2 protein-coding genes and 2 pseudogenes are annotated in these 4,845 nt (G+C 54.0%); 2 read left to right on the top strand and 2 right to left on the bottom strand.

Translation table 11 applies throughout. The features are described 5' to 3' along the window. Nucleotides 1-1,705, bottom strand: a pseudogene (locus APR53_01650). 291 nt (nt 1,706-1,996) lie between these two features. After that, nucleotides 1,997-2,865: pseudogene (locus tag APR53_01645) on the bottom strand (hypothetical protein). Between the two features lie 248 nt (nt 2,866-3,113). Between APR53_01645 and APR53_01640 the strand changes: the two are divergent. Together APR53_01640 and APR53_01635 are read left to right on the top strand one after the other, a co-directional pair. Continuing rightward, nucleotides 3,114-4,163 carry a hypothetical protein gene (locus APR53_01640; GenBank protein ID KQC03132.1) on the top strand — a complete coding sequence of 350 codons (1,050 nt, stop codon included), beginning with the start codon at nt 3,114-3,116 and terminating at the stop codon, nt 4,161-4,163. A gap of 129 nt (nt 4,164-4,292) precedes the next feature. Next, the gene (locus APR53_01635; protein ID KQC03131.1) at nt 4,293-4,826 is read left to right on the top strand and encodes a hypothetical protein; all 534 of its coding nucleotides are present in this window, start codon (nt 4,293-4,295) and stop codon (nt 4,824-4,826) included. Nucleotides 4,827-4,845 lie beyond the last annotated feature (19 nt).

Below are 4,845 nucleotides of genomic sequence, written 5' to 3'. Positions count from 1 at the left end.
GCGGGAAGATGGCGGGCGCATCACTGGTAATCACCGGTGCCGCATCGCAGATGTCGGTGGCGTTCGCGGTCAGCGGCACTACGGTTCCATCCCCGGTCGCCTGCTCAACGGTTACGTCGTCGGGCACCGCCAGCACCGGCGGCGTAGTGTCCTGCACGGTAATGGCGACCGTGTCCGGTTCGCTGGTGCGCCCGTCCGCCGTGACCGTCAGGCTGATGATCGTTGTTCCGAGCGGGAGTGTTACCGTGGGCGAGACCCCCGTGGCCGATCCCCCTGTCCATGTCCAGGAATACGCCGCAATAGCCATCCCGCAGGGATCATAGGACCCGGAGCCGTCCGGTGTAACCGGAGTGCCGGCAAGGGCTGTCTGTTCCACAGAGGTGTCGTTTCCTGCATTGGCGACGGGCAGGATCGGCGCATAGCAGGAGCTGAGCGCAAGGCTGTCGCCGATAGCCGCAGGGTACTCACCATACTGGGGGTGTTCCGGTTGCCCGTCATGTGCTTCTGCATAGTCGAACGCCTCCTTCATCGAAACGACCCCGTCGACGTTCGCGTCGGCATCAACTACGGTTCCGCTCTTGTCATGGCCTGCTACTGCGGATATCCAGAGCGTACTGAAGGTATCGCCGTACGAGGATTCATGGTCGTTGGCCGCTGTGGTGATGGTCCGCTGCTGCGGGGCCGCAAGCCCGGAATGGATGATGTCGTCGATAAAGCCGCCGCTATAGCACTGTTCCATCGCTATCGTTATCGGGACATCCGGTGAAATCTTGTCCACTTCGAGAGCGAACTCGTCGTCATCGATGGAGTCATACCAGAGATTCAGAAGGACTCTTCCCGGAATCTGGACCCCGGACGCATCGTTGATCGGACCGCCGTGATCCGTGGTGAAGATGAACAGATGGTCCCCGGCAGCCAGCGCACCTCCGAGCATATCAAATACCGTCGCGATATTGGCACTCGTTGCGGAATCTTCCACATCATCGTCGCCATCGCCGTCGAGATCAAGCGGGGAATCTTCGTAGACTTCCGGATCAGGATCCGTCTGCGTGTGCATGTCCAAGCCGGGATCCGTGCCGTCCGACATCAGCACGTAGATATTCCCCTCCTGGTAGCCGTAATCGTTCACGAGCGTCTTGTACATGAACGAAATGTCGCCCCAGTAACGCGGCCAGTTGTTCCATTCGTTCGCTCCGCCGCTGATGAGCACCGCATAACAGTGGTCCGAATGCTCGCATGCCGGAATAGCCTCCATGACAACCGGTGCTTCAATTGCCCGCGATGTGGTGGCAACCGTCTCTATCGACGGAAGAGAACCCCCAACCTTATCCCATGTTATGAGATCTTCAGGAGGGCCATAGGCATCCCGGACTATTACCACCCCGGCCATATCCACGTGGACATACCGGCACGGATGCGCCCAGCTTTCCATGGGCCGGTCATCGATGAAGAAGAGCCAGCCATCTTCGGAGGGGAGTTCTATCGATCCGTACCAGGTATCGATGGCGCTTCCGCACCCGACCGGCTCGACGGCGGCAAAAATCCATTTCCCATCGGTATTCCCTTTCAGCACGTCAGAGAGGACAAGGCGATAGGCCTCGTCCCGGGAGAGCGTAGCGTCTCCGTCGGCACCCACGGCCGGCCCGGCAATGAACAGGCAGGCAACCATGACTGCAAGCAGTATCGTAAAGACGTTCGATTTCATAATACACCCTTCTGCTGCCCTTTTCAGGTTGGCTTCACCGCTGACGCATCCATCCCGATGCGACGCGCAACGCTGCCGTCAGGGAAAGTGCTCTTGTTTCCGAAAACGGCACGAGCTGCTGAGGTAGATAGTAATGTCGGTGCAGCCGCCCCCGGTGCAGATGAGAAGCCATTTTCAGCGGTCTATATCAAGATATGCCTTGCATTATTGCAAACAACACGGCATATCAGTGAATGTCGTCCTCACCTTCCCGCCGGGCATATCCGCGATAGCACGAAATGATGACGACCCCCTCGTCATACCAGCGATAACTACCATCATGAACGCTCCCCAGGCAAGGTACAGCCGGCGGACGAGTTCATGTCCTTCAATTCTTGAAGTGCTCTCGACAAGCGGGATGGTAAAATACGCCATGCAGAGATCCGTCATCCCGATCAGCAGCAGATACACCTGGCCGGGCCAGCCCGTCACGAACGGGAGCAAGCTCAGCGCGATACATATCCCGAAGATGCCACCTGCAAGGCGCAGGGCATACAGGCTCCCTTTCCGCATCGTGAGGCTCGTTGCAGAGCGCAGCGCATCGCCTTCGACATCCGGGGCATCCGAGGCAATCTCCTCGCCGAGGTCGAACAGGGCTGCAAGCGCTGAAAACGTCAGGACAACGCCGTTGATCACCCCGGCGGCAAGCCCGCCGATAAGAATTGTCATGCCGACGCAGAAGGCAACACAGAGGTTCCCGAACAGGCCCCATTCCTTGAATGTCACGTTGTAGCTATGCGCGACGATCCACACAACCCCGGCCGCCGCCAGCACCGCCGGCCCGAGGAGCGCTGCGGCTGCAAGGCCGGCGGCGGAAAAGAGAACAACCAGGGCCGGATTCCGGCAACGGAAACGCAGTTCGAGGGAAGGGGCCGGCCCGGCCTGTTGATCCGGTCGACCTTGAGGTCGAAATAGTCGTTGGCGATATTGGCAGAACCGGAGACGAAGAACCCGGTCAGGAACCCGAGCAGTATCTGGTGCAGGGGCGGGAGATCGCCAAGGGCGAGAATTTTCCCGGCGATGACGAAGATCCCGGCCCCGAAGACGAGATCCATCCGGATCAGTTCGGATATTGCACGGGCTTTTATGAAGATGGAGGATCGCGTCAGATTCTGCGTCATGCCGTAGTAAGCAATAGCATCTCTCCTCCTGATAATCCTATTTCAATGCCTGTTGATGCACGCCGGCAAGTCGGTCCTTTGATCGCAAGAGTCCGTGAATACGGTGAGTAACGCTATGCATGGAGAGAAAATGATATTGCGGTATTTTTGGAACGAAAAGGCCTTCCCCGATTAATACCGGAATGCAGCTCCAAGGAAGACATAGCCATAAATAGTGTGTGATGAGCATTTTTTTACGATACATCCCCATGGACCTGAGCAGAACCCGAAAAATCGAAAAAATCTTCGATGAATTCACACATTCACAGCACATTCATGAAGGAGTCGTATTTGTTGAAAACACAGATGGCGACTTCTCCTATTGCAAGGGATACGGGGGGAAAGAATTGGATTCCCCTCTCCTTATGGCGAGCGTCACCAAGCTGTTTACGACAACCTGCATTTTTGCGTTACACGAGCAGGGGAGACTCTCCCTTAACGACAAGATCACGAACTATTTCGATACAGCCGTATTATCCGGCCTTCATGTCTATTCCGGCAAGGACTATTCCTTTGACCTGACCATAGCCGACCTGTTGTGCCAGACAAGCGGGTTGCCGGATGCATATGAAGAAGGAAACGAAAGCTTGAAAAATCGGCTGATTCGTGAGGATTTCTGCTTTACCTTCGACGAGATTATAACCAAGACAAAGGCATTACACCCTCATTTTGCACCCCGGACAAAGGGAAAAGCCTACTATGCCGATATCAATTTTGACATGCTTGGTGAAATAATCGAAAAAGTGACCGGTTTAGGATTATCAGATGTTTTTGCGCACTACATAGGTAAGCCATTGAGATTTGAGAAGACCTATCTCCCGAGAAGCGAGAACGATGTAATTCCCAACGTGTATTATCACGATGAGGCACTGCATCGCCCGAAATTTATTCTAAGCAGCCGGGCGAGCGGAGGATGCATCACCACTGCCCGTGAACTGATGATATTCATTAAAGCCTTCTTTGGGGGCCGGATGTTTGATACGGCAATAATTAACAGATTATCCGCATCGAATAAGCTGCAGGCCTCCCTGTGGCCTCTCCACTATGGCAGCGGCTATATGAGAATCCCCTTAACAGGACTATCTACGTTCTTTCTGGGAAAAGGCGAGTTATTGGGTCATTCAGGTTCAACAGGTTCGTTTTCATTCTACTATCCCCTGAAAGATTTGTTTTTTGCAGGAGATCTCAACCAGATGGCAAATGCCGCACTCCCTGTCAAACTATCGATGCAGCTTGCCTTGCAGGCGAGAAACTGGTGATGCAGATAGGATCCTCCTGACCGGCCGATTCAGGAGAGATCTGTCACCTCCGGGTGAGAAATGGAACCACGCACGGGAACTTCATCGATCCAAACATTCTTGTATGCAGCTCATGTATCACCTCTCTCTATGGATACCACCCCGTTATCGCCACCCGTCCGTTTCGCTCCAATCGAAGAATCCGAACTTGTCCGGATAAACGAGTTGTCCAACATACCCGAGATCGCCGAAAACTTTGAAACGATTCCACCGGTTTCAATGGAAACAACCCTGGCCCTGTGGAATTATATACAGAGCGGCATTGTATCGCTCTGGGGAATTCATCTGGATGACCGGATTATCGGAGGGGTGGGGTTTTATGCGCAACCCGCGGGAACCAGACTTTCTCATTGCGCAACATTTTTTCTCTACGTGGAACCCGCATACTGGGGGAAAGGAATCGGGGAAAAAAGCATCATATTTCTGGAAAAGGAAGTTCAAGATCGTGGATATGTCCGGATGGAGTGTCTGGTGTCCGGCAGGAATCGGAGGGCCGTCAGATTATATGAGAAATTGAGATATCAGCAGGAGGGAATCAAAAAACAGGCATTTTACGTCGACGGGGAGTATGCTGATCTTATAATCATGGGAAAAATATTCCCAAACAATCCTGCGACTAAATAATTTTTTTTCCTCATCAAAA

It is taken from the genome of Methanoculleus sp. SDB, assembly GCA_001412355.1.
GTDB lineage: Archaea > Halobacteriota > Methanomicrobia > Methanomicrobiales > Methanomicrobiaceae > LKUD01.
This window is presented reverse-complemented; position numbering and strand designations above follow the sequence as displayed.